Genomic DNA, 24,304 nt, shown 5'->3' on the forward strand with positions numbered 1-24,304 from the left:
GCCGCCATGCCCGCGCACGCCGTCATCGCGCCCGCCGACATCACGGGATTGCTGCTGGCCGGCGGACGCGGTTCGCGCATGGGCGGCATCGACAAAGGGCTCCAGCCCTTCAACGGGGAACCGCTGGCGCTGCATGCGATGCGGCGGCTGGCGCCGCAGGTCGGCCCGCTCATGGTCAATGCCAACCGCAACCTGGCTGAATACGAGGCCCTCGGCGTGCCGGTGTGGCCCGACAGCCTCCCGGACTACCCGGGCCCGCTGGCGGGCTTCCTGGCCGGGCTGGAGCACTGCACCACGCCCTGGCTGCTGACCGTGCCCTGCGACACGCCCCTGTTCCCGTCCGACCTCGCCGCCCGGCTCGCCGAAGCCGCGATCGCCGGCCAGGCCGACATCGCCATGGCCCTCGCCCCCGAGGCCACCGAAGACGGGCCGGCGCTGCGGCCCCAACCCGTCTTCTGCCTGCTGCGCGCCGAACTGCGCGACAGCCTGCTTCGCTACACCGCCGCCGGCGGCCGCAAGGTCCATGCATGGATCTCGCAGCACCGCGCGGTGCACGTGCCCTTCGACCGTCCCGGCGACGCGCCCGACGCCTTCTTCAACGCCAATACCCTGGCCGAACTGCACGCCCTCGAAAACCGATGAGCCGCATTGCCGACATCGCCTCTTCAGCCCTCGCGGGCCACGACGACGCCGCCGACCTGAGCGTCGAGGCGGTCCACGCCTTTCTTTCCCAGCTGACGGCCACTGCCGTCGTCACCCAGCGCGAGAGCATCTCGCTGTTCGACGCCCTCGGCCGCGTGCTGGCCGAGGACGTCGTCTCGCCCGTCAGCGTTCCGCCGCACGACAACTCCGCCATGGACGGCTATGCCTTCGACGGCGCGGTGCTGCCCGACAACGCGCCCATCGACGCCTCCGTCACGCTGCGCGTGGCGGGCACGGCGCTGGCCGGGGCAGCCTGGCGCGGCACTCTCGGGCCTGGCGACGCGGTGCGCATCATGACCGGCGCGATGATGCCCGCGGGCCTCGACACCGTCATTCCGCAGGAGTTCTGCAAGGTCGACGGCGATCGCGTGTGCTTTCCCGCCAGGGTGCTGCGCCGCGGCGACAACCGCCGCTTTGCCGGCGAAGACCTCATGAAGGGCCAGCCCGCGCTGCGCAAGGGCGAGCGCCTGTCACCCGCCGCGCTCGGCATGGTCGCCAGTCTGGGTCTGCCCGGCGTGCCCGTGCTGCGACGGCTGCGGGTGGCCTGCTTCTCGACCGGCGACGAGATCCTGAGCCTGGGCGAAGCGCCGCGCGAAGGCGCGGTGTACGACAGCAACCGCTACACCGTCTTCGGCCTGCTCGCCCGGCTGGGCTGCGAGGTCGTCGATCTCGGCCTGGTGCGCGACGACCCGGCAGCGCTCGCCGCCACGCTGCAGCGTGCCGCGCGCGAGGCCGACGCCATCATCACCAGCGGCGGCGTGAGCGCGGGCGCGGCCGACCACACGCGCGACGTGATGCAGAAGCTGGGCGACATGGCCTTCTGGCGCGTGGCGATGCGTCCGGGGCGTCCGCTGGCGGTGGGGCTGATCCCACGCGAAGCCTCTTCGCAGCCTGCCGTGCTGTTCGGCCTGCCGGGCAATCCGGTGGCCGTGATGGTGACGTTCCTGGCCTTCGTGCGGCCCGCCCTGCTGCGCATGATGGGCTGCCATGAAGCGGCGGCCGCGCCATCGCCGCTGCTGCGCGCGCGCACCACGGGCCCGATCCGCAAGAAGCCGGGCCGCACCGAATATCAACGCGGTTTCGTGAAGACCGTGCCCGGCGCGCTGCCGGAGATCTGCGTGGCGGCCAACCAGGGATCGGGCGTGCTCAGCTCGATGCTGGAAGCCAACGGGCTCGTGGTGCTGCGCCACGACCAGGGCAGCGTGGGCCCCGGCGAGGAAGTGGACGTGATGATGTTCGACGGGAACATCTAGCACTCCCCCAGGCTTCGCGCACTTCGTGTCGCTTCGCCAACCCCCTCGCCGGGGGCGACACCTGAGGCCCGGCGGAGCCGGTTCCTCGGTGTCCTCGAGCGGGGGCCTCGTATCAACGGCCCCCCGGGACTACCTAGATTCGGCCCAGGGCCTTGTCCACGCCCTTGTTGGCCAGCATGTCGGCGCGCTCGTTGCCCGGGTCGCCCGAGTGGCCCTTGACCCAGCGCCATTCGATCTGGTGGCCGCCTTCGTTCACCAGCTTGTCGAGCCGCTTCCAGAGCTCGACGTTCTTCACCGGCTCCTTGCTGGCGGTGACCCAGCCCTTGGCCTTCCAGCCGCGGATCCATTCGGTGATGCCCTTGCGCACGTACTGGCTGTCGAGGTAGAGCAGCACCTTGCAGGGCCGCTTGAGGGCGGCAAGGCCCTCGATGACCGCGGTCAGCTCCATGCGGTTGTTGGTGGTGTTGAGTTCACCGCCGAACAGGTCCTTCTCGGTGGCGCCCGACTTGAGCCACGCGCCCCAGCCGCCGGGGCCGGGATTGCCCTTGCAGGCGCCATCGGTGTAGATCACGACTTCGTTCAAACCAGCTTTTCCTTTTTCTTCATCTCTATCGATTCAATTTCAATTTCAATTTCAGTTCTTGTTGGGCTCGCCGCTGCGGTGCACCTTGCCCGCAATGGGCACGGGCGCCGTGGCACGGGCTCCGGCACGGCGCCAGTCGGCGCTCAGCATGCGCATGCCGCGCACCCGCTTCACCGCGACCAGGAAGTAGGCCGCACCGAAGATGGGCCACCAGCGCTCGCCGGCGGCGTCCATCCAGCGCGAGCGCTCCAGCCAGGCCTCGCTGCGCACCGCCGGCCGGTAGATGCCGAAGCGGCCCGACTCCACCTCGAAGCTCAGCAGGCGCAGCCAGTCGCACATGCGCCAGTAGCCGATGAACTCCCCGCCTTCGGGCAGGTAGAGGTCGCCGATGCCGAGCCGGCGATAGATGTGCGCGCGGCGCTGCCGCATGCCCCAGAGGCTGGTCGGGTTGAGCCCGCAGATCACCACGCGGCCCTCGGGCACCAGCACCCGCTCGACTTCGCGCAGGGTGGCGTGCGGATCGGGACTCAGCTCGAGCGCATGCGGCAACACCACCAGGTCGAGGCTGTTGGCCGCGAACGGCAGTGCCGCGAAGTCGGCCAGCAGCGTCGCCTTGCCGGCGCGGGCGGGATCGTCCAGCGCCAGCCAGCGGTGCGGCATGCGGTTGGCGCGCAGGCCGTCGACCTCCGCGGCGCCCAGCTGCAGCGCGTGATAGCCGAACACGTCGGCCACCGCCTGATCGAACTGGGCCTGCTCCCAAGCCAGCAGGTACCGCCCCGGGGGGGTCGCGAACCAATCCTGCAAACCTATAATTTGACCGCTCATGACCCTTGTTCCGCTGCCCGCCTTCGCTGACAACTACATCTGGATGCTGCACGACGGGTCCCACGCCATCGTGGTGGATCCGGGCGATGCCCAACCGGTGTTCGACGCGCTGGCGCGCCACAAGCTGCAACTGGCCGCGATTCTAGTCACGCACCATCACCCCGATCACACGGGCGGCGTGGCCGCGCTGCATGCAGCCACCGGCGCGCAGGTGTGGGGCCCCGCCCGCGAGCGCATCCCCGAGCCCTTCACGCCGATGGTGCAGGGCGACATCGCCGAGGTGCTGGGCCTGCGCTTCGAGGCCATCGACGTGCCGGGCCATACGGCGGGGCACATCGCGTACTTCCTTCCCGCCGCGCAAACCGCACCCACGGACGCACCGCTGCTCTTCTGCGGCGACACGCTCTTCTCCGGTGGCTGCGGGCGCCTCTTCGAAGGCACGCCCGCACAGATGCTGGCCTCGCTCGACGCGCTGGCCGCATTGCCCGGCGACACGCGCATCTGCTGCGCGCATGAATACACACTTTCTAACCTGCGTTTCGCGCAGGCGGTGGAACCGGCCAACGCCGAGCTGACTCACTACAACGCGCGCTGCGAAAGCCTGCGCGCGCAGGGGCAGCCCACGCTGCCGTCCCAACTGGCGATCGAACGCCAGGTCAACCCCTTTCTTCGCAGCCGCGAAGCCACTGTCCTTCGAGCGGTGCGTGCCCACGCCGAGCTTGCTGCCGATGCGGCAGAGGCCGACGTGTTCGCCGCACTGCGCCAATGGAAAAACGACTTCCGATGAAACTGATCGCTGCCACCTGCATTGCAGGTTCACTGGTGCTCGCGGGCTGCGCGGGCACGAACAACAGCTCCTCTCCCTCCTCTTCTTCCCCCTCCTCGTCGTCGCAGGCCGGCGGCACCGGCTCCAAGGTCGCCGGCAGCGCGGCCCCCGTCTATCCCCGCGACGCACTCTCCCCACTTGCCAGCGGCCAGGCCCGTTCGCAGAGCGTCGTCACGCTCGCGCCGCCGGTCGACATGTGGGACCGCATCCGCCGCGGCTTCAAGATGCCGGACCTCGACAACGACCTGGTGCGCGACCGCGAGCAGTGGTACGCCAGCAGGCCCGACTACATCCAGCGCATGACTGAGCGCTCGAACAAGTACATCTTCCACATCGTCGAGGAACTCGAGCGTCGCAACATGCCGACCGAGCTCGCACTGCTTCCCTACATCGAGAGCGCGTTCAACCCACAGGCCATCTCCAGCGCGCGCGCAGCGGGCATGTGGCAGTTCATGCCGGCCACCGGCAACGACTTCGACCTGAAGCAGAACATCTTCCGCGACGACCGCCGCGACGTGGTGGCCTCCACCCGCGCAGCGCTCGACTACCTGCAGAAGCTCTACGGCATGTTCGGCGACTGGCAGCTCGCCCTGGCCGCCTACAACTGGGGTGAAGGCAGCGTGAGCCGCGCCATCGCCAAGAACCAGCGACTGGGCCTGCCCACCACCTACAGCGACCTCACCATGCCCGCCGAGACGCGCATGTACGTGCCCAAGCTGCAGGCGGTGAAGAACATCGTGGCGAATCCGCAGGCCTTCAACACTGAGCTGCCGCTGATCGCCAACCACCCGTACTTCCAGACCGTCACGCTCACGCGCGACCTCGACGTGGAGCTCGCAGCCAAGCTGGCCGACGTGCGCCTCGAGGACTTCCGCGCGCTGAACCCGGCCGCCCACAAGCCGGTGCTGATCGCCGCCGGCACGCCGCAGATCCTGCTGCCCTGGGACAACGCAGCCGTCTTCCAGCGCAACTTCGACGCCTACTCGCAGGGCCAGTACGCCAGCTGGACCGCCTGGGTCGTGCCCAACACCATGACGGTGGCCGACGCCGCCCAGCGCTCGGGCATGAGCGAGAACGACCTGCGCTCCATCAACAACATCCCGCCGCGGATGCTCATCAAGACCGGCTCGACGCTGATCGTGCCGCGCGGCGCCCGCGTGAAGGAAGACGTGGCTGCCGTGGTGGCCGACGGCGGCCACCTGAGCTTCCAGCCCGAGATCGTCACGCGCCGCACGACCGTGAAGGCCGGCCGCGCCGACAGCGTCGCGAGCATCGCGCGCCGCTACAACCTCAAGCCCGCCAGCGTGGCCGAGTGGAACGACGTGAAGCCGAACCACGCGTTCAAGCGCGGCTACAGCGTGGTGGTGTACCTGCCCGTGCGCGCGACGGTCGCTGCCCGCGCTGGCACCGGCATCCGCGCCACTTCGCATGCCGCGGCGCCAACTCCCGCCCGCCGTGGCGGCACGCCTTCGAAGGCAGCCGCTCCGCGCGGCGCCGGCAGCGTCGTCAAGGTGCCTGCCAGCAGCAAGCAGCAGGTCGTGCGCGAGAAGCGCGGCGGCACGCCCTCCAAGAAGAAGCGCTGAAGCGCTGAAAAACCGCGAACGAACGAGCGCGCGAACGAAGGCTCAGTGAGCCTTCGCCGCCTGCTGTGCCCTTCTGCGCACCACGGCCTCCATCGCGGCGACGCCGATCATGATGACGGTGGTGAGCGTTCCCACCACCAGCACCGTCATGTGCGACGCGAAGACCGCGAGCACGGCCAGAAAGCCAAGCCCGAAGAGATGCGACTGCGGCAGGAAGCCGCGCACCACGCGCTTGAATAGCGCATTGCCGAACAGGTAGATCGCTGGTCCGCCAATCAGCGCCCCCAGGTACTTGAGCTCGGCGTGGTGCGAGCCCTCGCCGATCGTCAGCTCGTCCGCCACGGCGCAGACGATGATGCCCGCCACCAGGATCACGTGCGTGTAGTGGAACTTGGCACCGATGCCGCCCGGGTCCTTCGCATGCTCGATGACGTGCGTCGCCTCCTTGGCGCTGGTGTCGAAGTACATCCACCACATCGCCAGGCTGCCCGCGAAGCCCACCATCAGTGCGAACAGGTCGATGCCGTGCCACTCGGGGTGGTGGCCGAAGGCGATGCCGGTGGCCAGCACCGACTCGCCCAGCGCGACGATCACGAAGAGCTGGCAGCGCTCGGCGAGGTGGCCGCCGTCGATGGTCCAGTCGCTGGTCAGCGAGCGGCCCAGGCCCGGAAAGCGCAAGCCGATCATCGGCGCGATGTATTCGCACAGCACGCCGCCGAGCCACAGCACGAGGCGCGTCTGCCCCTCGGCCAGGCCGCCGGCGATCCAGAACACCCCGGCCACGCAGTTCCACGCCAGCAGGCGGCGGAAGTTGGGCGTGAGCGGATCGTTCGGCCCGATGGCGATCAGCATGCACAGCGTGCGCCCCGCCTGGATGCCCACGAAGCAGAGCGCGAACACCAGCCCTCGCTCGGCGAAGGCGCCGGGCAGCGCCGAGGCCATCACCATCGCCAGCAGCATGATCGCGAACAGCACGCCGCGTATGCGCAGCGTGCCGGGGTTGAACCAGTTGGTGGTCCAGGCCGTGTACTGCCAGCCCAGCCAGACGGCGAACCACATGACCAGCGTCTGCAGTGCCCCGAGGAGCGTGAGGTGGTCGAGCAGGTAGTGGGAAAGCTGCGTGACGGAGAACGCGTAGACCAGGTCGAAGAAAAGCTCTTCGTTCGAGACCCGTGCCGCCTCGCTGCGCGAGCGCAGAGTCGTGGCCCGCCTGTTGTTGTCGTGGCTCATTGTTCGTTTACCCCCATGAATCGTTGCGGCGCTCTGCGGAGCCGCGCGCGATCATCGCACGGGCAACGCTAGAGCTTTTCGGTCTCGCCGGTCTTGGGTTGCCACTTCATGAGGCGCCGCTCGATGACCCCGACGATCCCGTCCAGCGCCAGTGCGAAGGCCGTGAGCACCACGATACCCGCGAACACCGTGTTGACGTCGAAGGTGCCTTCGGCCTGCAGGATCAGGTAGCCCACGCCGCGCGCCGAGCCCAGGTACTCGCCCACCACCGCGCCCACGAAGGCCAGCCCCACCGACGTGTGCAGGCTGGAGAACACCCAGCTCGTCGCGCTCGGCAGGTACACCGTGCGTAGCAGCTGCCGCTGGTTGGCGCCCAGCATCTTCGCGTTGGCCAGCACCACCGGGCTCACCTCGCGCACGCCCTGGTAGACGTTGAAGAACACGATGAAGAACACCAGCGTCACGGCCAGCGCCACCTTGCTCCAGATGCCCAGGCCGAACCACAGCGCGAAGATGGGCGCAAGAATCACGCGCGGCATCGAGTTGGCCGCCTTGATATACGGGTCGAGGATCAGGCTCGCCGTGGGCGCGAGCGCCAGCCACAGCCCGCAGGCCAGCCCGAGCACGGTGCCGATGCCGAAGGCCAGCACCGTCTCGAGCAGCGTGGTGCCCAGGTGCTGGTAGATGTCGGCGTTGCCCTTCAGCCCTTCTGGGAAGAGCGCGTTGGCCGGGATCTCGAACGGCAGGAACCAGCTCCAGATGCGGCCCGCCACCTGGATCGGCTCGCCGAGGAAGAAGGCGATCTGCTGGTTGCGCGAGGCGATGTGCCACGCCACGAGGATCACCACCAGCAGCGCGAGCTGCCAGAAGCGCGCGTTGCGTTCGTTCAGGCCGAGCCGTGCCATCACGCGGCCTTCCTGAGTTGTTGCGCGTAGCCCTTGAGCACCTCGTCGCGCAGCACTTCCCAGATCTGGGTGTGCAGCTCGACGAAGCGCGGCTGCGTGCGCACCTCGGCCACGTCGCGCGGGCGCGGCAGGTCGATGGCGAATTCGCCGATAGGGTGTGTGGCCGGCCCGGCCGACAGCACCACCACGCGGTCGCTCATCGCAATGGCTTCGTCGAGGTCGTGCGTGATGAAGAGCACCGCCTTCTTCTTCGCGCTCCAGAGCTCGAGCACCTCGTTCTCCATCAGCTGGCGCGTCTGGATGTCGAGGGCGCTGAAGGGCTCGTCCATGAGGATGATGTCGGGGTCGAGCACCAGCGTCTGCGCCAGCGCCACGCGCTTGCGCATGCCGCCGGAGAGCTGGTGCGGATAGCGGTCGCCGAAGCCCGAGAGGCCCACGCGCGAGAGCCACGCCTCGGCCTGCTCGCGGGCCTGCGCCTCGGGCACGCCCCGGTACTGCAGGCCCACCATCACGTTGTCGATGGCGCTGCGCCATGGCATCAGCGCCTCGGTCTGGAACATGTAGCCGGCGCGCGCATTGATGCCCGAGAGCGTCTGCCCGAAGACCCTCACCGTGCCCGACGAAGGCTCCAGCAGGCCCGCGCCCACGTTCAGCAGCGTCGACTTGCCGCAGCCCGTGGGCCCGACCACCGAGACGAATTCACCCGCCTTCACCCGCAGCGTGGTGTCGGCCACCGCCGTGTAGCGCTGGCCCGGATCGTCCTTCGAGAGAAAGGTGCAGCTGATGGAGAGGAGTTCGAGTGCGTGGTCGGACATGGCATAAAAAACCCGGCCTGAGCCGGGTCGCGGGACGTTCGGAATCAGGCTTTGAACCTGTCTTTCGCGCGCCTTGCAAAATCGTTGGTGTAGGTCTTCGCGAGGTCGATCTTCTCGGCCTTCACGGAGGTGTCGAAGCTCGAGATGGCGTTGAGCGCCGTCTTCGGGCCGTCGGCGGGTATCAGGCCGTCGGTGGCGATCGATTCGCGCACCTTGTCGAACGACGCGAGATACAGCGCGCGGTCGCCGAGCAGGTAGGTCTCGGGCACCGTCTTGATGATGTCGCCCGGCCCCGCCGTCTGCAGCCACTTCAGGCCGTGCACGATGGCGTTCGCCAGCGCCTGGCAGGTGTTGGGATTCTTCTGGATGAACTCGCTCGACGCATAGAGGCACGCCGCCGGCATCGTGCCGCCGAACACCTGCTGCGTGCCCTTGAGCGTGCGCGTGTCGCTGATGATCTTCACGTCGCCCTTCTGCTCCAGCATCGTCATCACCGGGTCGGTGTTGCTGATGGCATCGATCTGGCCCGAGCGCAGCGCGGTGAGCGCGCCCGCGGCCACGCCTACGCCGATGAAGCTCACGTCGCTGGCCTTGAGCCCGCCGCGCGACAGCACGAGGTTGGCCACCATGTTGGTCGACGAGCCCGGCGCGGAGACGCCGATCTTCTTCCCCTTGAGATCCTGAATGCCGGTGTAGCCGGCCATGTTCTTGGTCGACACGCCCACCGCGATCTGCGGCGCCCTGCCCTGCAAGACGAAGGCCTGGAAGAACTGGTTCTTGGCCTGCAGGTTGATGGTGTGCTCGTAGGCGCCAGAGCAAACGTCGGCCGACCCGCCCACCACCGCCTGCAGGGCGCGCGCGCCGCCGGCGAAATCGGAAATCTCCACATCGAGCCCTTCGGCCTTGAAGTAGCCGAGCTGCTCCGAGATGGTGAGCGGCAGGTAGTAGAACGCCGCCTTGCCGCCGACCGCGATGGAGACCTTGGTCTTCTCCAGCTTCGCCTGCTGCGCAAAGACACGCGGCAACGCAATGGTTGCTGCGGCAATGGCGGCTGAAGCTGAAACGAATGTGCGGCGATGAAGCATGAAACCTTGCCCGTTGGCTCTGTGATTCGTAAGGACTGAATCGAGCTTAGGGGCCGCAACACGCGACTGCATCGGGGTGTTCCCGTGCGGGTTTTCACGTAAGCATGAAGGCCTCGCCGAGAAGCCTTCGCCAAGGCTTCATCGAGCCAGAAAAAGTATCGCGATATTGACCAGGAACGCGAGTGCCCAGACAGCGCTGCGAGCACTGCCGATGCCCCTGATGTAGAGCGCGAGATAGATCGTGCGCAGCACCACGTAGGCCACCGCGAGCATGTCGAGGCGCGCCTGCGCCGCGCCGAGCTGGTGCGCGATGATCACCGCGCCGATGAAGAACGGCAGCCCCTCGAAGCTGTTGGCCTGTGCGCTGTTGGCGCGTGCACGCCAGCCGCTCTGCTTGGAGGCCCATTCGCGCGGATGCAGGTTGTCGCGCGGACCGAAGCTGCCCGCCTTGGCGATCCATGCCGCCAGATACGGCAGTACGCAGGCGACGAGCACGCACCAGTAGGCGATCGTGAGCAGCGAGAGAGTCATGGTTCTATCTATCTGCGGTCCACGAGGGCGTGCGCGATGGTGCCGAGATCGACGTATTCGAGCTCGCTGCCCGCCGGCACGCCGCGCGCGAGTCGCGTCACGGTGAGGCCGTGCTGCTTCAGCGCTTCGCCGATCACGTGCGCCGTGGCCTCGCCCTCGGCCGTGAAGTTGGTGGCGAGGATCACTTCGCTCACCGTGCCGTCGCGCGCGCGATCGAAGAGCTTCTGCAGGCCGATGTCCTTCGGGCCGATGCCGTCGAGCGGACTGAGCTTGCCCATCAGCACGAAGTAGTAGCCGCGGAATGCGCCTGTGCGCTCGAGCGCGGCCTGGTCGGCCGGCGTCTCGACCACGCAGAGCTTGCTGGCGTCGCGCCGCGTGTCGAGGCAGACGTGGCAGATCGGCGCTTCGGTGAAGGTGTTGCAGCGCTCGCAATGCCGCACCTGGCCGGCCGCCTGCTGCAATGCGCGCGCAAGCAGCTGCGCGCCCTCACGGTCGTGCTGAAGCAGGTGGAACGCCATGCGCGAAGCCGACTTGACGCCAACCCCGGGCAGGCGGCGCAGCGCATCGACCAATGCATCCAGCGAACTGGCGTCTGCCATGTCAAGCTGCCCCTTCGCGGGAACACCGCGGAACCGGCTTTGCCGGGCCGCTGGTGTTGCCCCCGGCGAGGGGGGTGGCGGCCACACGAAGTGGGCAAGCCTGGGGGAGAGTCATTTAAAACGGCAGCTTCATGCCGGGAGGCAGGCCGGGCATGCCGGCAGTGAGCTTGCCCATCTTCTGCTCGCTGGTTTCCTCGGCCTTGCGCACGGCGGCGTTGAAGGCGGCGGCCACCAGGTCTTCGAGCATGTCCTTGTCGTCCGCCAGCAGGCTGGGGTCGATGGTGATGCGCTTGACGTCGTGCTTGCAGGTCATGACGACCTTGACGAGGCCGGCGCCGGATTCGCCTTCGACCTCGATGGTGGCCAGTTCTTCCTGGGCCTTCTTGAGGTTGTCCTGCATTGCCTGCGCCTGCTTCATGAGGCCGGCCAGTTGTCCTTTGTTGAACATCTTTGATCCTGATCTGTCGGGTTGGAAAAGTGGGTGAAGGATACGGGAGACGCGGACTCAGGCCGGCTTCAGCGTGCCGGGGACGATCTTCGCGTCGAAGTCGCGCATCAGCGCCTGCACTTCGGGGTCGCTCATGATGGCCTCCTCGGCCACGCGCTGGCGTTCGTCGGCCGCCTGCTTGTTGCGGCGCGCGGGGCTGTCGACCACGGCGCCGACTTCGATGGCGAGCTTGATCGCGTGACCCAGGCCGTTCAGCGCGGCAGTGAGCTTTTCGCGGCTGGACGGCTGGCTCAGCGTCTCGCGCTCGATGCGCAGCAGCCACTGGTCGGTGTCGCGGCCCACCAGCTGCGACTGCAGTGCGAGTTCGCGCGTCAGGGCGCTGATGGCCTCGGCCGCGATCAGCTGCGTGACCGTGGCGTACCAGAAATCGCCGTCCTCGCTGGTCGGGATGGGCGTGAAGGTGCTTCGCGGCTCGTCGGGGCGCGGGATGTCGCGGGCACTCGGCGGGGGCTGGACCCGGATGGGCACGCCGACGACCTTGGCGGGCGCCTCGGCGGCGTCGGGGCGGGGCTCGGCCTGCCGGGGTTCGTCGACCACGGCGAGGCGATGGCCGGCCGGAACCGGTGCAGCGGCCTGGACGACAGCAGGCGCGGGGGCCGGAGCGGGAGCCTGTGCAACCGCTGCAGGCGCTTCGACCGGCGGGCGGGCCACCGACACGGGAGCCGGAGCGGGCGACACGACACGCGCCGGAGCCTGCGGCGCGGCGGCCGCGGCTTCATTCAGAGTTTTTTTTTCCGGGGATGCCGTCGAAGCGGTCGCGCTGGAAGGCTTGAAGGCCAGAAGCCGCAGCAGCACCATGGTCAGCGCGGCGTATTCGTCGGGAGCCAGGCCCAGTTCGCCGCGCCCATGCAGGCACAGGCTGTACAGCAGCTGCGTTTCGTCGGCCGGCATCAGCGCAGCAAGGCGCGCGGTGTCGGCCGCATCGGGGTCGGTGGCCGCATCTGCCGCTTCCGCCCGCGAGGGCACCGCCTGCAGCACCGCCATGGCCTGCAGCACGGCCGTCATTTCCTCGAGCGTGGAGGCGGCGGACATGCCGTCGACGCGCAGCGCCTCGGAAGTCTCGACCACCGTCTTGCCGTCGCCCTGGGCCAGCGCCTCGATCAGGCGGAACACATGGCCGCGGTCGACGCTGCCGAGCATCTGCCGCACGCCGGACTCGACCAGCTCGCCGTTGCCGAATGCGATGGCCTGGTCGGTGAGCGAGAGCGCATCGCGCATCGAGCCGCGCGCCGCGCGCGCCAGCAGGCGCAGCGCCTGCGGATCGGCCGGCACGTTCTCGGTCTGCAGCACGGCGGTGAGGTGCTCCAGCACCGTCTCGGGCGCCATCGGCCGCAGGTTGAACTGCAGGCAGCGCGACAGCACCGTGACCGGCACCTTCTGCGGGTCGGTCGTGGCCAGCACGAACTTGAGGTATTCGGGCGGCTCCTCGAGCGTCTTCAGCATCGCGTTGAACGCGGTGTTGGTGAGCATGTGCACTTCGTCGATCATGAAGACCTTGAAGCGCCCCTGCACCGGCTTGTAGACCGCCTGCTCGAGCAGCGACTGGACCTCGTCCACGCCACGGTTGGAGGCCGCGTCGAGCTCGGTGTAGTCGACGAAGCGGCCGGCATCGATGTCGCGGCAGGCCTGGCACACGCCGCAGGGGGTGGCGGTGATGCCGCCCTGCCCGTCCGGCCCCTGGCAGTTGAGCGATTTCGCAAGAATGCGCGAGACCGTGGTCTTGCCGACACCCCGGGTGCCGGTGAAGAGATAGGCGTGATGCAGGCGCTGCGTGGTCAGCGCGTTCTCGAGCGCCTGCACCACATGCCCCTGGCCGACCATCTCACCGAAGGTTTTCGGGCGGAACTTGCGAGCGAGCACGAGATAAGACATTGCGGGCATTCTAAAAGGAGGCGTGGCCCCGTCCCCCGAACCCCACGCCCCGGAGTGCGGACTTCCCGAGGGGTTACAATCCAACCTGACGGGCCTCCCTGCATGGTGAAGCGGCCAACCGGGTCAGGTGGGGAACCAAGCAGCCCTAACTGCGTAGTCAGTGCCAGGGGTAAGGCTCGTCAACTTCTTCAGCGGTTTCGTTTCATTCCACGCGAAATGAAACGGGGCCCGCAAAAACAGATCTCCAGCGAAAAAATCTACGGCGCGAGGCCTTTCTTTCAAAGGCCCAGCCGTTGGATCACGCCGCGCGCCGCCGCGGCGCCACTCGCCATCGAAGCCGTGAGCAGGTAGCCGCCGGTCGGCGCCTCCCAGTCCAGCATCTCCCCAGCCGCGAACACGCCCGGCAGTGCCGTTGACATGAGCTGCGCGTCCAGCGTGTCGAAGCGCACGCCGCCAGCAGTGCTGATGGCTTCGTCGATAGGCCGGGCCGCGACGAGCTTCAGTGGCACTGCCTTGATCGTCGCCGCGAGCTGCTCCGCGTCGTGCATCGCCTCGCGGCTCAAGGCCTCGTGCAGCACGCCGGCCTTGATGCCTTCGAGACCCAGTCGGCTCTTCAGATGGCTGCTGAGCGAACGCGCGCCGCGCGGATGCTTCACTGCGGCCAGCACCTGCTCGGCACTTCGATCGGGCAGCAGGTCGAGCAGCAGCGTCGCGCTTCCTTTTTCGGCGATCTCGTCGCGCAACAAGGCCGATACCGCGTAGATCAGGCTGCCCTCGATGCCACCGGCTGTCGCGACGAATTCACCCTTGCGCGCGAAATGCCGCCCATGGCTGTCCGTGAAGGAAATCGCCACCGACTTGAAGGGCTGTCCTGCAAATCGACTGGAGAAATGCTCGCTCCAGCCCGTCCCGTCGAAACCGCAGTTGGCCGGCAGCAGCGGTGCCACTTCCATGCCCTGCGCCTGCAGCCACGGCGCCCATGCGCCGTCGGAGCCGAGGCGTGCCCAGCTTGCACCGCCCAGCGCCAGCACGACGGCATCGGCCTTCGCCGTGACTTCGCCTGCGGGCGTCGAGAAGCGCAGCGACGCCATGTCGAACGGCCCCTCGCCCATCCAGCGATGCCGCATGTGGAACTGCACGCCCGCCGCGCGCAGCCGATGCAGCCAGGCACGCAGCAGCGGCGCTGCCTTCATGTCGGTGGGAAACACGCGCCCGGAGGTGCCGACGAAGGTTTCGATGCCCAGCCCGCTGGCCCACTCGCGCACCTGCTGCGGACCGAACTGCGCGAGCATCGGCTCCAGCTGCGCCCGGCGCTCGCCGAAGCGGCTCATGAACGCGTCGAAAGGCTCGGAGTGCGTGAGGTTCAGCCCGCCGCGTCCGGCCAGCAGGAACTTGCGGCCCACCGAGGGCATCGCGTCGTAGACATGCACCTGGGCGCCGGATGCGCTCAGTACTTCAGCCGCCATCAGGCCGGCGGGGCCGCCGCCGATGACGGCGACGGTGGGAGAAACATTCATTCGAGATTTACCAGTTCGCCCTGCCCGGTGAGGAACGCGACGCGCACCGTGGCACCGGGATAGGCATGTTGCACCGCGGCGCGATAGCGCTGCATCTGTGCGATCAGCGCGGCGTCCCGCTCGGGGCGCGCCGCGGATTTGTAGTCGAGGATCCACCAGGCACCGCTGTCGCGCTCGCGCACCAGCCGGTCGATCCGCAGGGTTTCGCCTTCGTGCACCAGCGTGACTTCGTTGCCGTGCCAGTCGACCCTGCGATCGTCCCACACCCAGGCACCCTCGCCCGAACGGATGCGCTGGGCCAGCGCGGCGGCGCCGCGCGCCTGTTGCGCGTCGAGCAGGAATTCGCGGGCCGCGGCGCGCACATGGGCAGCCGCCAGCGGTTCGCCCGGCACCGCCCATTCAAGCAGCCGGTGCATCGCCTGGCCGAAGGCGGCGGCGCGGGCATCGAGCGTGGTGCTGGCGGCTTTCTTTGCCACGGCCGGCTGCTCGACAGGCTCGGGGGCCTCCGGCATGCGCTGCATCGGGAAACTTGCTGCGCTGCCCGGCGCCGACAGCGCGACCAGCGGCTCGTCGGCCTCCGTGGGCTCGCACAGCGCTTCCAGACGCGCCCACCAACTGCCCTCGTTGGCACGCGCGGGCCGCACCGAGGACAGCACCAGCCGCTCGCGCGCCCGCGTGACGGCAACGTAAAGCCCGTTGAGCTCCTCGCGATGGCGCGCGCGCTGCTCTTCCTCGAGAAGGCCCGCCGCGCAGGCCGGGGGTGTCTTCTCGCTCGCAAGAAAGATGAAGCGCGTCGGCGCGCTGTCGCTGCCCTTCCATTCGATGAGCACGCCCATGGTCTGGGCGCGCGGCGGCGCGGCGTCGCAATCGAGCATGAGCACGGTGTCGGCTTCGAGCCCCTTGGCGCCGTGCACGGTCAGCAGCTGCACCGCGTCGGGAGCGACCACGGTCGGGGCACGCACTCCACCCGCGCGCAGGGCACGCACCAGCGCGTACGGCGTGGCGAAACGCGCGCCGTCGATGTCCAGCGACGCGGAAAGCACGCCGCGCAGATTGGCCAGCGCGCCCTGGCGCATCGCAGCCGGCACGGCGGCGCCGAACTTCGCAAGCAGGTCGCCGTCATGGAAGATCGCGTCGAGCGCGTCGTGCGGCGGCAGCGTCATGAGCCAGCGCTGCCATCTCTTGAGCCGCGGGCCGGCCTCGACCAGCACCTGCGGAAGGCTCTCGTCCTTCTGGATCAGCGAGAACCAGCTCACCGGGCCGCGCTCGCGCTGTCGCAGTGCGAGCTGCACCAGCGCCTCGTCGTCGACACCGAACACCGGCGACTTCAGCGCCCGCGCCAGCGACAGGTCGTGCGCCGGAGACACCAGCGCGTCGATCAGCGCGACCACGTCCTGAACCTCGGGCGCGTCGTGCAGGTCGTTCTTTTCCGGCTGCTGCACGGGAATGTGGCGCAGGCGCAGCGCGTCCTGCATGGCCGAGAGCCGGCTGCGCCTGCGCGCCAGCACCATGATGCGGCTGGGCTGCGTACCGTCGGCGATGCGCTGCGCGACCCATCGCGCGGCTTGCTCGCACTCCTTCTGCAGCAGTTGTTCCTCGGGCAGCACGCGCGGCGTGACGAGGCTGTCGCGCCAGTGCAGCATGCCGTCGTCGGCCGGTGCCGCCTCGGCCGTATCGCCGAGCGCATCGCGGTCGATGGCCGGCAGCCTGAGCAACTCGCCGTCGTCGCCGCGCTCCGTGGTGTGGGCGCGGTAGCCGTCGAATTCGCCGGCCTCCTGCGCGGCCAGCATCGCCGCGTTGACCAGCCCGACCACCGACTGCGCGTTGCGATGCGTGTGGTCGCAGTTCAGCAGCTCGCCGTCGAGCCCTTCGCGCACGAACTTCTTCGCGGCGATGAACACCTGCGGCTCGGCGCGGCGGAAGCGATAGATGCTCTGCTTCGGGTCGCCCACGATGAACACGCGCGGCGCGCGTCCCTGTGCGCCGGTGTAGGCGCTGAGCCAGCCGTAGAGCGCCTGCCACTGCAGCGGATTGGTGTCCTGGAACTCGTCGATCAGCAGGTGCGCGATACGCGCGTCGAGCCGCTCCTGCACCCAGCCCGACAGGGCCGACTGGCCCAGCAGCAGCTGCGCGGCCTGCTCGACGTCGTTCATGTCGACCCAGCCATGGGTGCGCTTGACCTCGGCGAAGGCCGCGATCAGCAGCCGCGTGAGGCGCGTCATGCGCTGCTGGTAGAGCCATGCGGCGTGCTGGGCCTGGGCCGCGCAGAGCAGCTGCAGCTCGGCCTCGGCCTCCTGCGCGGCGGGAAACTTCTGCAGGTTCTTGTTGAGGCGGTCCTCGGTCGCCACGAAGAAGCTCTTGCGCAGCAGGGCAAGCGCGGCGGACAGCGAACCGGCGGCAGGCTCGCCCGTTCCGAACACGTCGATGACGGCTTCGGCGGCCTTCTGCGGCGTCTTGTTGCTCTCACGGCCCAGCGCGGCGGCCCGGTCGAGCCAGCGACGGCGGACCTGTTCGCCGCGCAATGCATCGGTCGGTTCGTCCAGGCCTTCGAGCGCGGGATAGAGCGCGCTGAAATGCTGCACGGCATTCTCAGCATCGGCCAGCGAGAACTCGACGCGCTTCGACAACGCCTCGCCTAGGGCCTTGGCCGTCTGCGAGCGACCGTGCGTGGCAACGACGGCGTAATAGTCGGCCAGCGCCTCCTTGTCGGCCGTGACCGCCTCGAAGAAGGGCCGCCATGTATGGCCGCGCGCCTCCGCGTCGTCTTCGAGCAACTCGTAGTTCGAAGGCAGGCCCAGCTCGCGCAGCACCGCGAGCGGCGCGTTGCGCAGCAGCCCGGCGAACCAGGCGTGGAAGGTGCGGAACTGCACCGGTCTGCCGCCTTCGAGCAGGCGCCGGTAGAGGCCCTTCAGGCGGGGCACGGCAGCGGCTGCCGCGGCAGGCTCCATGCCGCGCATCACGAGTTGGCCGACCAACTCTTCCGGTGCGCGCTGCGCGAAATCCTCCAGCCACTGGTCGAGCCGCTCGCGCATTTCGCCGGCCGCCTTCTTCGTGAAGGTGATGGCCAGGATCTCATGCGGCTCGCAGGCGGACTCGCCCTCCTCGAGCAGCGCGCGCAGGATGCGCGAGACCAGCATCCAGGTCTTGCCCGCGCCGGCGCAGGCCTCGACGGCGACCGAGCGCCGCGGATCGCAGGCGACGGTGTAGAAGGCCTCGCGCTTGACGTGCCGGCCGTTGTGTTCGTAGGCTGCGCCGTTCATTGCGTGTCGCCTCCGGTCGTCGGGCCGCCCACGATGGCGGGCAGCGGGGACTCATCGCCCCAGAAGTCCTTTCGGCAGAGGCCGCGTGCGGCGCAGTAGTCGCACACGGCGCCCTCCCCCAGCGGCGGCAGTGCCGCGCCCTGAGCGATGCGCCTGAAGTCGTCGATGATGCCGGCCACCAGAGCGTCGCGCGCCTCGACCACGGCGGGTTGCTCGACGGTCTGCGTGCCGGCGGATTTCTCGCCCACGTTCACGTAGGCCGCACGCAGGGTGTCGTCGGCCACGAGCGCGGCGTAGAAGGCCAGTTGCGTATCTTCGGTCGGGTCCTTCACGCGCTCCTTGCTGACCGTGGCGGACTCGGTCTTGTAGTCGATCACGAAGGCCTGGCCGTCGGGCATGCGGTCGATGCGGTCGAGCCGGCCTATCAGGCGCAGCTCGCCCAGCGACTGCTCTTTCCACGGCTCGGACTCGGTGAAGACTGCGCCGGCCGCCTCGTGCCCGGTCAACCAGCCCAGGTAGCCGTCGCGCACCGCGGGCCATGCGGCGGCGAACGGCAGGAACTCGGCGTCGGACAGCCCGAGTTCCTGCGTCGCGCGCCGCGCGGCCTCTTCGATGAGGGCGATGCGCTGCTGCGCATCCTGCGTCGGAGCTTCGGCCAAGGCTTCGTGGAAATGGCCGAGCACCGCATGCAGCCAGTTGCCGAAGTCGCGCTTGTCGACTTCGGCATCGAGCTCGTCGGCGCTGCGCAGGCCCAGCTGCCGTAGCGCGAAAAAGCGATAGGGGCAGCGGCGCAGGTCTTCATACACGCTGGTGGAGATGTTCTCCAGCGGCAGGAGAGCGCCCGAAGGCGTCGGGTAGCCGGTCGGCTGCACGGGCACGTCGCGCGGCAGGCGCGGATCGGCCGAGGGCTGCAGGGCGTGGTCGAGCTCCAGGGCCTGCACGAGCGGGCTCGGACGCACGGGTTCGCCGCTGGCGTCGGAGTGGCGCCAGATCAGCTCGCACGACGGGTTGTGCAGGGCCGCGGCCCAGGCTGCGCGCTGCGCAGCCTCGAGTGCCTCGCGCGAGGGCAGGCCCAGTTCGAGGCGCTGGGCTGCGCTCCAGTTGCCTGGGGGCTCAGGCGATGCGGGCAAGCGTCGATCGTCACAACCCGGGATGACCACCGCGCCGAAGGACCGACCCAGCAACTGGTAGAGCGGGAGCACCACGACCCTGGGCGCCTGGTCGCCGGCGGGGGGCACGAAGCTGGCGTCTTCCAGCACGTCGCGCACCCAGGCGGTGAATTCCGTCAGGGTGTGGCGGCCGCCGGGGAATTCGTCCTCGTCGTCGCCATGCGCGCCGGCGTCGAGCCACAGCGCACCGATCACCTTGCCGCCGGCCAGGTCTTCCTCGAGCAAGGCCCACTGGTCGCTGGCCTCCAGCAGTTCGCGCAGCGCGCGCAGCCACTCGGCCAGCGGGCGCGAACGAGCCATGGGCGCACGGCGCGCCTCGACGGCCTCGGTGAAGACCAGCAGCGCAGTGTCTTTCGACTTCTCGCTACGGGTCATCAAGGCACACCACGCCGACCAGTCGCGCATGCCTTCGTGGCGCAGGCGCGCTTCGACCGATTGGACGATGGGCGAATCGCCGTCGGCGCCGCTCTTGAGCCATTCGAGCACTTGGTCGCTGGTGGCGTCGTGGGCGCATGCGCGCAGCGCGCTCATCAGCGAAGCGGCTGCGCGCGTGGTCGAGAGCTTCCAGCCCGTTTCGTCGTGCGTGACGACGCCTTGCGCACTCAGCTGGGCGCTGATGCGACGGGTGAGCGCGCGATCGGTCGCGACCAGCGCGACGGGCGCGCGGTCTTCGGCGAGATGGCGCAGCACGCAGGCCGCGGCGAGCCCGGCTTCGTCCTCGGGGTCGAGGGCGACGTGCGAGGCGCAGGCCTGCGTGGGCGCGCCGGAAGGCACGAGCGAGAGGTGAAGCGCGCGGTCGCCCCACAGCCTGCAGAGCGATTGGGTGAGCGGATCGGCCTGGAAGCCCTCGAGCACGATCAGCGCGTCGACCTGGGCTCGCGTGGACTCGCGCTGCAGCACGTCGGTGGCGTAGCTCGAGGTCGAAGTCCAGGCGACGGCGATGCGGATCAATGCGCTCTCGATGCGGAACCACTCGGACTCGCTGCCCGCGTCCGCCACGCTCGCCGCACGTTGCGCCCATTCGCCGCCGCGCTCCTCGGGCGTCACGGCAGCGGCCAGGGGCGCCAGTTGATAGGCGAGCTCGACGACGCGGCCGGCCAGGGCGAAGCGCTCGGCATGGAAGCCCGCCTGCGAAAGCAGCGCCTGCGCGGTGACCAGGTCGCGCGCCATGTCGTGGGCGATGTCGTAGCCCGTCGGCACGAAGCCGCCCGCGCTGCGGGCCCAGTTGTGTGTGGTCTCGAAGCGCGGCACGAAGCCCGGACTGCCGCATCGGGCCCACATGGCGCGCGCGACGCCCATCAGCTGCGCATAGGGCACCAGCACCACGGTGCGGGCGGCATGCAGCTGGCGCTCGGCGAGCGCACGGACGATCCGCGCGACCACGCCATCGGCGGGATCGCACCACAGGGCCTGGACGGGATGGCCTTCGTTCATGTTCTATCGAGGGGTCGGAGCACGCGCGGACGCGGGGCGCAAGGGCTTTGGCTATCGCCGCCATAGCCGCCCTGCAAGGCACGCCGCCCCTTGGTTTCTGTCACAATGACCAGCACTTTAGCTGCACCGAAACTCTCTGCGCACAAGGACCCATCACATGGCCAGCGAACTCATCAAACACATCTCCGACTCCTCCTTCGAGGCCGACGTGCTCAAGTCCAGCCAGCCGGTGCTGGTCGACTATTGGGCCGAATGGTGCGGCCCCTGCAAGATGATCGCCCCGATCCTGGACGAAGTCTCCACTGCCTACGAAGGCAAGCTGCAGATCGCCAAGCTGAACGTCGACGAGAACCGCGACATCCCCGCCAAGTTCGGCATCCGCGGCATCCCCACGCTGATGCTGTTCAAGGACGGCCAGCTGGCAGCCACCAAGGTTGGTGCCATGAGCAAGGCTCAGCTCACCGCCTTCATCGACCAGCAACTCGCCTGATCGATTTCAACCGGCCAGCGCGCAATGCGTTGGCCGGCGCGTTTTTCCTGTCATAATCTCCCACAGATCACCGGCCCTTTACTCAGGCAACCGGTTCGAGTTCCCCGGTTGGTGAGGCAGTTCTCGCTTCACACCCAACCTCCCCCCGTTTTCCGTTTCTCCCCGACCGATAGGCCCCGTCAAGGGCTCATTCCATGCACTTAAACGAACTCAAGGCACTCCACGTGTCTGAAGTCCTCAAGCAGGCTGAAGCGCTTGAGATCGAAAACGTCGGCCGCATGCGCAAGCAGGAGCTGATGTTCGCGATCATCAAGAAGCGCGCCAAGGCCGGCGAACAGGTCTTCGCCGACGGCGTGCTCGAAATACTCCCCGACGGCTTCGGCTTTCTGCGCAGCCCCGACACCAGTTTCACGGCCAGCACGGACGACATCTACATCTCGCCCAGCCAGGTGCGCCGCTTCAACCTGCACACCGGCGACATGATCGAAGGCGAGGTGCGCACGCCCAAGGACGGCGAACGCTATTTCGCGCTGACCAAGCTCGACAAGGTCAACAACGGCCCGCCGGAGCAGAACAAGCACAAGGTGATGTTCGAGAACCTGACGCCGCTGTTCCCCAAGGAACAGATGAAGCTCGAGCGCGAGGGCATCAAGGGCGACGAGAACATCACCGGCCGCATCATCGACATCATCGCCCCCATCGGCAAAGGCCAGCGTGCCCTGCTCGTGGCGCCGCCCAAGAGCGGCAAGACGGTGATGATGCAGCACATCGCCCACGCGATCAGCGCCAACTACCCCGACGTCCACATGATGGTGCTGCTCGTCGACGAGCGCCCTGAAGAAGTGACCGAAATGCAGCGCACCGTGAAGGGCGAGGTCATTGCCTCGACCTTCGACGAACCCGCCGCACGCCACGTGCACGTGGCCGAAATGGTCATCGAGCGCGCCAAGCGCCTGGTCGAGCTGAAGAAGGACGTGGTGATCCTGCTCGACTCGATCACCCGCCTCGCCCGCGCCTACAACAACGTCGTGCCCTCGTCGGGCAAGGTGCTGACCGGCGGTGTCGACTCCAACGCGCTGCAGCGCCCCAAGCGCTTCCTGGGCGCCGCGCGCAACGTGGAGGAAGGCGGCTCGCTGACCATCATCGGCACCGCGCTGATCGACACCGGCAGCCGCATGGACGAAGTGATCTTCGAAGAGTTCAAGGGCACCGGCAACTCCGAAATCCATCTCGACCGCCGCCTCTACGAGAAGCGCGTCTTCCCGTCGATCCAGCTCAACCGCAGCGGCACGCGCCGCGAAGAACTGCTGCTGGCGCCCGAGATCCTGCAGAAGACCCGCATCCTGCGTCAGCTCATGTACAACATGGACGAGATCGAGTCGATGGAGCTGATGCTCAAGAACATGAAGGCGACGAAGACCAATGTCGAGTTCTTCGACATGATGCGTCGCGGCGGGTAACTGTTGCTCGCCCCCAGGCTGCGCGCACTTCGTGTCGCTACGCCAACCCCCTACCGGGACGGTGCCCACTGACCGGCAAAGCCGAATCAGTGGCACCCTACGAATGAATGCCCGCCTTGCGCGGGCATTTTTCATGTGCGGATCGCACGCCCCTCGAGAGCGCTCTGGCGACCGAGGTCGAGCAGTTCCATCAGCGCGACAGCCTGCTCAGGCGGCACTGGATTGGGGCCATGGCCGAGGATGGCATCGCGAACCGCGGAGTAGTAGTCGACGTAGTTGCCGGCCCGCGTGGGAATGCTTCGCTTGACGAAGGTCCCGCCAGGCCCTGCCAACGAGAGCTCTCCGTCCAGCGGATCGGCGCCCCACCCTTCGGCTGGCGGCCGCTGTCCGGCGCGCAGCGCGTCTTCCTGCGTATCGACGCCGTGCTTGACGTAGCTCCCGCGCGTGCCGTGGACGATATAGCGCGGCGCCGCGTGCGCCGCGAGCGTCGTCGAATGCAGCACCACGCGCAGCGGCGCGTGCGGCCCGGCCTCGTAGCCCAGCACGGCATGGAAGTAGTCCTCGACCACGGCACCGTCGCGCAGGACCGCGGTGTCGAGCTGGATCGTGTCGGGACGGCCGAAGAGCTGCACCGCCTGGTCGACCAGATGGGAGCCCAGATCCACCCAGAGGCCCGAGCCGGGCACGGCCTGCTCGCGCCAACGCTCCTTCACTTCGGGCCGAAAGCGGTCGAAATGCGATTCCATGTACACCGGGCGGCCCAGTTCGCCGGTTGCCAGGACATCCTTGAGAGTCAGGAAATCGGCGTCGAAGCGGCGGTTCTGGTAAACAGCGAGAACCCGATTGTTGCGTCTCGACAACAAGTCGAGCTCCCTCGCCTCGGCCACGTCGAGCGTGAAAGGCTTGTCCACCACCACGTGCTTGCCAGCCTCCAGCGCCGCCTTGGCGACCGGATGGTGCTGGGCATTGGGCGTGGCGACCACGATCAGGTCGATGTCCGAACGGGTCACGAGGGCGGCCACGTCGGGAACGACCGCCACGCCGGGCCAGTCGGCATGCACCTTGTGCGGCTGCGAACTGGCCACGGCCGCCAGTTCCAGGCCCGGAACGGCCGAAAGAACGGGCGCATGGAAGGTCTGCCCGGCAAAACCATAGCCGACAAGGCCCGCGCGCAGGGGTGTGGAAGTCATTGGGAGCCTTTGGTTTGCTCGAAAATGGGGCAGTATGCGATAATCGCTGGCTCCGCGAAAAGTGCGGTCAGGCAGCTTCGTCTGGCCTCCTCGGTCTTCTCCGAGGCAGCGCGCCGCTCCTGGCACGCTGGTGGCTCTCGCATCGACCGCGCATTGATTCCAAAAGCGCAAAAGGAAACACCATGGCAAAAGAAGGCATTCACCCGAATTACCGCGAAGTCCTGTTCGTCGACATGTCGAACGGCTTCAAGTTCGTGACCCGTTCGTGCGCGAACACCAAGGAAATGGGCAAGACCGACGACGGTCGTGAACTGCCGCTGTTCAAGCTCGATACCACCAGCGAATCGCACCCGTTCTACACCGGCACGCAGAAGTCGGTCGACAACATGGGCGGCCGCGTCGAGAAGTTCCGCAACCGCTTCGGCAAGACCACCGGCGCCGCCTCGAAGTAAGGTACGCGCTTTTGC

Annotated in this window: 21 protein-coding genes and 1 other RNA gene; 8 read left to right on the forward strand and 14 right to left on the reverse strand. The window is 68.2% G+C overall.

Features of this window, described 5'->3' with window-relative positions:
• The first annotated feature begins 6 nt into the window (after positions 1-6).
• Positions 7-642: a molybdenum cofactor guanylyltransferase MobA gene (gene mobA / locus EJP69_RS04740; protein WP_126468866.1), complete on the forward strand. Its 636-nt coding sequence runs from the start codon at positions 7-9 to the stop codon at positions 640-642.
• The gene (gene moeA, locus EJP69_RS04745) at positions 639-1,955 is read left to right on the forward strand and encodes a molybdopterin molybdotransferase MoeA (RefSeq protein ID WP_126468867.1); all 1,317 of its coding nucleotides are present in this window, start codon (positions 639-641) and stop codon (positions 1,953-1,955) included. Before mobA ends, moeA begins: the two co-directional genes overlap by 4 nt.
• Positions 1,956-2,088: 133 nt before the next feature.
• Here the strand turns inward: moeA and rnhA are convergent, their stop codons facing one another.
• Together rnhA and EJP69_RS04760 are read right to left on the reverse strand one after the other, a co-directional pair.
• Positions 2,089-2,538: a ribonuclease HI gene (rnhA, locus tag EJP69_RS04755; protein ID WP_093195531.1), complete on the reverse strand. Its 450-nt coding sequence runs from the start codon at positions 2,536-2,538 to the stop codon at positions 2,089-2,091.
• A 51-nt stretch (positions 2,539-2,589) separates the two neighbouring features.
• A complete protein-coding gene (locus EJP69_RS04760; RefSeq protein WP_126469281.1) occupies positions 2,590-3,342 on the reverse strand; it encodes a class I SAM-dependent methyltransferase in 753 nt (250 codons plus the stop codon).
• A 19-nt stretch (positions 3,343-3,361) separates the two neighbouring features.
• Here EJP69_RS04760 and gloB point away from each other — a divergent pair, with 19 nt between their 5' ends.
• Together gloB and EJP69_RS04770 are read left to right on the forward strand one after the other, a co-directional pair.
• Entirely contained in the window at positions 3,362-4,150 is a 789-nt protein-coding gene (gloB, locus tag EJP69_RS04765; RefSeq protein WP_126468868.1) for a hydroxyacylglutathione hydrolase, read from the forward strand.
• On the forward strand, positions 4,147-5,772 hold the full coding sequence (locus tag EJP69_RS04770) for a transglycosylase SLT domain-containing protein (protein ID WP_093195534.1): 1,626 nt from the start codon (positions 4,147-4,149) through the stop codon (positions 5,770-5,772). The genes gloB and EJP69_RS04770 overlap by 4 nt, the downstream gene beginning before the upstream one ends.
• 42 nt (positions 5,773-5,814) lie before the next feature.
• Here the strand turns inward: EJP69_RS04770 and EJP69_RS04775 are convergent, their stop codons facing one another.
• The 8 genes from EJP69_RS04775 to dnaX all read right to left on the reverse strand — a co-directional run bounded on the left by EJP69_RS04775 (position 5,815) and on the right by dnaX (position 13,317).
• Entirely contained in the window at positions 5,815-7,002 is a 1,188-nt protein-coding gene (locus EJP69_RS04775; protein WP_093302543.1) for a low temperature requirement protein A, read from the reverse strand.
• A 68-nt stretch (positions 7,003-7,070) separates the two neighbouring features.
• The gene (locus tag EJP69_RS04780; protein WP_093195536.1) at positions 7,071-7,907 is read right to left on the reverse strand and encodes an ABC transporter permease; all 837 of its coding nucleotides are present in this window, start codon (positions 7,905-7,907) and stop codon (positions 7,071-7,073) included.
• Complete coding sequence (locus tag EJP69_RS04785; protein ID WP_126468869.1) at positions 7,907-8,722, reverse strand: ABC transporter ATP-binding protein; 816 nt, start codon at positions 8,720-8,722, stop codon at positions 7,907-7,909. The genes EJP69_RS04780 and EJP69_RS04785 overlap by 1 nt, the downstream gene beginning before the upstream one ends.
• Positions 8,723-8,766: 44 nt before the next feature.
• Complete coding sequence (locus EJP69_RS04790; protein ID WP_093195538.1) at positions 8,767-9,807, reverse strand: ABC transporter substrate-binding protein; 1,041 nt, start codon at positions 9,805-9,807, stop codon at positions 8,767-8,769.
• A 138-nt stretch (positions 9,808-9,945) separates the two neighbouring features.
• A complete protein-coding gene (locus tag EJP69_RS04795) occupies positions 9,946-10,338 on the reverse strand; it encodes an MAPEG family protein (RefSeq protein WP_093195539.1) in 393 nt (130 codons plus the stop codon).
• A gap of 8 nt (positions 10,339-10,346) precedes the next feature.
• A complete protein-coding gene (gene recR / locus EJP69_RS04800) occupies positions 10,347-10,937 on the reverse strand; it encodes a recombination mediator RecR (RefSeq protein WP_093195540.1) in 591 nt (196 codons plus the stop codon).
• Between the two features lie 115 nt (positions 10,938-11,052).
• A complete protein-coding gene (locus tag EJP69_RS04805; RefSeq protein ID WP_012747441.1) occupies positions 11,053-11,385 on the reverse strand; it encodes a YbaB/EbfC family nucleoid-associated protein in 333 nt (110 codons plus the stop codon).
• A gap of 57 nt (positions 11,386-11,442) precedes the next feature.
• Complete coding sequence (gene dnaX / locus EJP69_RS04810) at positions 11,443-13,317, reverse strand: DNA polymerase III subunit gamma/tau (RefSeq protein WP_126468870.1); 1,875 nt, start codon at positions 13,315-13,317, stop codon at positions 11,443-11,445.
• An 87-nt stretch (positions 13,318-13,404) separates the two neighbouring features.
• Here dnaX and ffs point away from each other — a divergent pair.
• Positions 13,405-13,501, forward strand: an RNA gene (ffs, locus tag EJP69_RS04815) — signal recognition particle sRNA small type.
• Between the two features lie 94 nt (positions 13,502-13,595).
• On the opposite strand, the gene EJP69_RS04820 is transcribed toward ffs, so the two are convergent.
• From EJP69_RS04820 to EJP69_RS04830, 3 genes are read right to left on the reverse strand one after another with little or no spacing between them, the layout of a single operon-like run.
• Complete coding sequence (locus EJP69_RS04820) at positions 13,596-14,834, reverse strand: TIGR03862 family flavoprotein (protein ID WP_126468871.1); 1,239 nt, start codon at positions 14,832-14,834, stop codon at positions 13,596-13,598.
• Entirely contained in the window at positions 14,831-18,094 is a 3,264-nt protein-coding gene (locus EJP69_RS04825; protein ID WP_126468872.1) for a UvrD-helicase domain-containing protein, read from the reverse strand. Before EJP69_RS04825 ends, EJP69_RS04820 begins: the two co-directional genes overlap by 4 nt.
• Positions 18,091-20,697, reverse strand: a complete 2,607-nt coding sequence (locus EJP69_RS04830; protein ID WP_126468873.1) for a PD-(D/E)XK nuclease family protein — start codon at positions 20,695-20,697, stop codon at positions 18,091-18,093. Before EJP69_RS04830 ends, EJP69_RS04825 begins: the two co-directional genes overlap by 4 nt.
• Before the next feature lie 157 nt (positions 20,698-20,854).
• On the opposite strand from EJP69_RS04830, the gene trxA reads away from it, so the two are divergent.
• Together trxA and rho are read left to right on the forward strand one after the other, a co-directional pair.
• On the forward strand, positions 20,855-21,187 hold the full coding sequence (gene trxA, locus EJP69_RS04835) for a thioredoxin TrxA (protein WP_093195545.1): 333 nt from the start codon (positions 20,855-20,857) through the stop codon (positions 21,185-21,187).
• A gap of 194 nt (positions 21,188-21,381) precedes the next feature.
• The gene (gene rho / locus EJP69_RS04840; protein ID WP_093195546.1) at positions 21,382-22,647 is read left to right on the forward strand and encodes a transcription termination factor Rho; all 1,266 of its coding nucleotides are present in this window, start codon (positions 21,382-21,384) and stop codon (positions 22,645-22,647) included.
• A 131-nt stretch (positions 22,648-22,778) separates the two neighbouring features.
• On the opposite strand, the gene EJP69_RS04845 is transcribed toward rho, so the two are convergent.
• Positions 22,779-23,837: an oxidoreductase gene (locus EJP69_RS04845; RefSeq protein ID WP_126468874.1), complete on the reverse strand. Its 1,059-nt coding sequence runs from the start codon at positions 23,835-23,837 to the stop codon at positions 22,779-22,781.
• 182 nt (positions 23,838-24,019) lie between these two features.
• On the opposite strand from EJP69_RS04845, the gene EJP69_RS04850 reads away from it, so the two are divergent.
• Complete coding sequence (locus tag EJP69_RS04850) at positions 24,020-24,289, forward strand: type B 50S ribosomal protein L31 (protein WP_019653042.1); 270 nt, start codon at positions 24,020-24,022, stop codon at positions 24,287-24,289.
• Positions 24,290-24,304: the final 15 nt, after the last annotated feature.

This window comes from Variovorax gossypii, assembly GCF_003965815.1.
GTDB lineage: Bacteria > Pseudomonadota > Gammaproteobacteria > Burkholderiales > Burkholderiaceae_C > Variovorax > Variovorax gossypii.

Bases quoted from the DNA above. Each gene is read 5' to 3' on its own strand.
- mobA (WP_126468866.1), top strand. From the start codon at position 7: ATGCCCGCGCACGCCGTCATCGCGCCCGCCGACATCACGGGATTGCTG.
- moeA (WP_126468867.1), top strand. From the start codon at position 639: ATGAGCCGCATTGCCGACATCGCCTCTTCAGCCCTCGCGGGCCACGAC.
- gloB (WP_126468868.1), top strand. From the start codon at position 3,362: ATGACCCTTGTTCCGCTGCCCGCCTTCGCTGACAACTACATCTGGATG.
- EJP69_RS04770 (WP_093195534.1), top strand. From the start codon at position 4,147: ATGAAACTGATCGCTGCCACCTGCATTGCAGGTTCACTGGTGCTCGCG.
- EJP69_RS04775 (WP_093302543.1), bottom strand. From the start codon at position 7,002: ATGAGCCACGACAACAACAGGCGGGCCACGACTCTGCGCTCGCGCAGC.
- EJP69_RS04780 (WP_093195536.1), bottom strand. From the start codon at position 7,907: ATGGCACGGCTCGGCCTGAACGAACGCAACGCGCGCTTCTGGCAGCTC.
- EJP69_RS04785 (WP_126468869.1), bottom strand. From the start codon at position 8,722: ATGTCCGACCACGCACTCGAACTCCTCTCCATCAGCTGCACCTTTCTC.
- EJP69_RS04790 (WP_093195538.1), bottom strand. From the start codon at position 9,807: ATGCTTCATCGCCGCACATTCGTTTCAGCTTCAGCCGCCATTGCCGCA.
- EJP69_RS04795 (WP_093195539.1), bottom strand. From the start codon at position 10,338: ATGACTCTCTCGCTGCTCACGATCGCCTACTGGTGCGTGCTCGTCGCC.
- recR (WP_093195540.1), bottom strand. From the start codon at position 10,937: ATGGCAGACGCCAGTTCGCTGGATGCATTGGTCGATGCGCTGCGCCGC.
- EJP69_RS04805 (WP_012747441.1), bottom strand. From the start codon at position 11,385: ATGTTCAACAAAGGACAACTGGCCGGCCTCATGAAGCAGGCGCAGGCA.
- dnaX (WP_126468870.1), bottom strand. From the start codon at position 13,317: ATGTCTTATCTCGTGCTCGCTCGCAAGTTCCGCCCGAAAACCTTCGGT.
- EJP69_RS04820 (WP_126468871.1), bottom strand. From the start codon at position 14,834: ATGAATGTTTCTCCCACCGTCGCCGTCATCGGCGGCGGCCCCGCCGGC.
- EJP69_RS04825 (WP_126468872.1), bottom strand. From the start codon at position 18,094: ATGAACGGCGCAGCCTACGAACACAACGGCCGGCACGTCAAGCGCGAG.
- EJP69_RS04830 (WP_126468873.1), bottom strand. From the start codon at position 20,697: ATGAACGAAGGCCATCCCGTCCAGGCCCTGTGGTGCGATCCCGCCGAT.
- trxA (WP_093195545.1), top strand. From the start codon at position 20,855: ATGGCCAGCGAACTCATCAAACACATCTCCGACTCCTCCTTCGAGGCC.
- rho (WP_093195546.1), top strand. From the start codon at position 21,382: ATGCACTTAAACGAACTCAAGGCACTCCACGTGTCTGAAGTCCTCAAG.
- EJP69_RS04845 (WP_126468874.1), bottom strand. From the start codon at position 23,837: ATGACTTCCACACCCCTGCGCGCGGGCCTTGTCGGCTATGGTTTTGCC.
- EJP69_RS04850 (WP_019653042.1), top strand. From the start codon at position 24,020: ATGGCAAAAGAAGGCATTCACCCGAATTACCGCGAAGTCCTGTTCGTC.